This is a genomic window from Rhizobium aureum, from assembly GCF_030182495.1.
Taxonomy (GTDB): domain Bacteria; phylum Pseudomonadota; class Alphaproteobacteria; order Rhizobiales; family Rhizobiaceae; genus Rhizobium; species Rhizobium tropici_C.
On the sequence record NZ_JAQJCI010000042.1, the window covers coordinates 1 to 2014 of the forward strand.

Consider the following 2014-nt stretch of genomic DNA (forward strand, 5'->3'; position numbering starts at 1 on the left):
TGATCCGCTCTCGCTGTCGCACTGGCTGATGGGAATTCTCCGCCCGGTTGTTGAGACCCTTGTGGGATCGATGCTCGACGCCCGGCATGATCTCTCGTCTTGCGGCGTCATAGGATTGGAGCTTGTCGGTCACCATCACGCGTGGCGCACGGCCTTGGCCCTTCAGCAGCTTACGCATCAGGCGTTTGGCTGCCTTGGCGTTGCGGCGGCTTTGCACCAGCACCTCGAGCACAAATCCGTCCTGATCAACGGCGCGCCACAGCCAATGCTTCTCGCCTCGGATCGAAATGACGGCCTCCTTGCCGCATCGACGCGGGCAGCACAACAAACGCGGCGTCAAACAAAAAATCTCCAACTTCCCGCTGCGGCGCCGCTCCGACAAACCACCCCCGCCACTCAACATCCGCCTCACCATCAAAATTATTAAGTGAACCGGATTGGGCCTAAACCCAAGGTCCAATCACCGGACCAACTTCTGATGCCGCGAACCGCAGTCTTTGAACCTGTGCAGTTCACCGCTTCTTCTGGAAAAGCACCCAGACGGCAAAGGCCTTGCGATCCGACCGCGGCGCAGAACTCAAATCTTTGATTGCCTGCTCGGCGTTGTCGATCAGCACCAGCACTTCAGCTCTGACGAACCGCGCAAGCGGATCGTAGTCGGCGCGATGGCGCTCTTCCTGCAAGACCACGAATGTGTCAGCGAACGAAACGATTTCGGCTGGAAAGCCGCGGGCCGCCGCAGCCTTGCAAGAGTTCTTCGCGACGCCATGCTCCAGAGTGCGATAGACTTGTGACCAGGCCGCGTCGCTCCGCGCTTCGCCGACACCAACCAGAAGATCGGCACATTCTCGCGCAAGAGCGTGAAATAAAGCATAGTACGCGGTGCTCACACCCCTCGTCAAATCTGATTGGCGCGGACGCTTCGGACTTGCCTTTGCGAGCCGCCGTGCTGTAGCGATCAGATCATGCGACACGGCTCAGCTTGCAATCTTCTGCTGTTCGTCAAAATGATGTCTGATATGCGGGAAACGCGTTTCGCCGAGAGCAGTCAGCGCCTTGCGGATCTCGGTCGAGAGCCCATAGGTGATCTTAGAGGCAATCGGCTTCTCAGAGTATTTATAGTTCACGTCGACCAGCAGAATGGGATCGCCATCGCTGTCCCGTTCCGCCCGAATATTGGCGCCAGAAAAACCTGCGGCGCCAAGACGGTCACGCAGAACCTTTTCGACGGCCTTCTTTGTTGTGTTCGAAATGCTCTGATCGTCGCTCATAACGGCAATATAGTCGATTCCATCGAAGTCCGCCACTCCAACACTGCAGTCCGAGTCGGCGCCGGGTGTGTCGTGCGCTAACGTATCAGCAACAGCAAATTCGTATCGAAGATTGCAATGACTCGGGTAGCTTTGTCTTGGAAGGGCGAAAGAGGCACCGTCAACTTAACGAAGCATGGACTTAAATGTGGGATGCTTGGCCATGACTGACCGAGATCCACTTTACCGCCGGCATCGTTTTCCCGCCGAAATCATCGCCCATGCCGTGTGGCTGTATTTCCGGTTTCCGCTCAGCCTGCGTATGGTCGAGGACATGCTGGCGGCGCGAGGGATCATCGTTTCGCATCAAACGATCCGGCTGTGGGCAGAGAAATTCGGCCGCACCTTCGCCAACCAGATCCGTCAACGTTCGTGCGGCCGGCTCGGCGATAAATGGCATCTCGACGAGGCCGTCATTTCGATCCGAGGCGAGAAGCATTGGCTGTGGCGCGCCGTTGATCAGGACGGATTTGTGCTCGAGGTGCTGGTGCAAAGCCGCCGCAACGCCAAGGCAGCCAAACGCCTGATGCGTAAGCTGCTGAAGGGCCAAGGCCGTGCGCCACGCGTGATGGTGACCGACAAGCTCCAATCCTATGACGCCGCAAGACGAGAGATCATGCCGGGCGTCGAGCATCGATCCCACAAGGGTCTCAACAACCGGGCGGAGAATTCCCATCAGCCAGTGCGACAGCGAGAGCGGATCA

The 2014-nt window shown here is 58.0% G+C and carries 3 protein-coding genes and 1 pseudogene; 1 reads left to right on the forward strand and 3 read right to left on the reverse strand.

The window, feature by feature from the left end:
• From PH552_RS33590 to PH552_RS33600, 3 genes and pseudogenes are all read right to left on the reverse strand, one after another.
• Nucleotides 1-298 (reverse strand): annotated as a pseudogene (locus PH552_RS33590) (IS6 family transposase); the annotation flags it as partial.
• Between the two features lie 214 nt (nt 299-512).
• Entirely contained in the window at nt 513-890 is a 378-nt protein-coding gene (locus PH552_RS33595; protein ID WP_285166724.1) for a hypothetical protein, read from the reverse strand.
• An 87-nt stretch (nt 891-977) separates the two neighbouring features.
• On the reverse strand, nt 978-1307 hold the full coding sequence (locus tag PH552_RS33600) for a hypothetical protein (protein ID WP_285166726.1): 330 nt from the start codon (nt 1305-1307) through the stop codon (nt 978-980).
• Nucleotides 1308-1473: 166 nt separating this feature from the next.
• Between PH552_RS33600 and PH552_RS33605 the strand changes: the two genes are divergently transcribed.
• Nucleotides 1474-2014: IS6 family transposase (locus PH552_RS33605; RefSeq protein WP_285166728.1), on the forward strand; the 541-nt coding region annotated here is incomplete at its 3' end.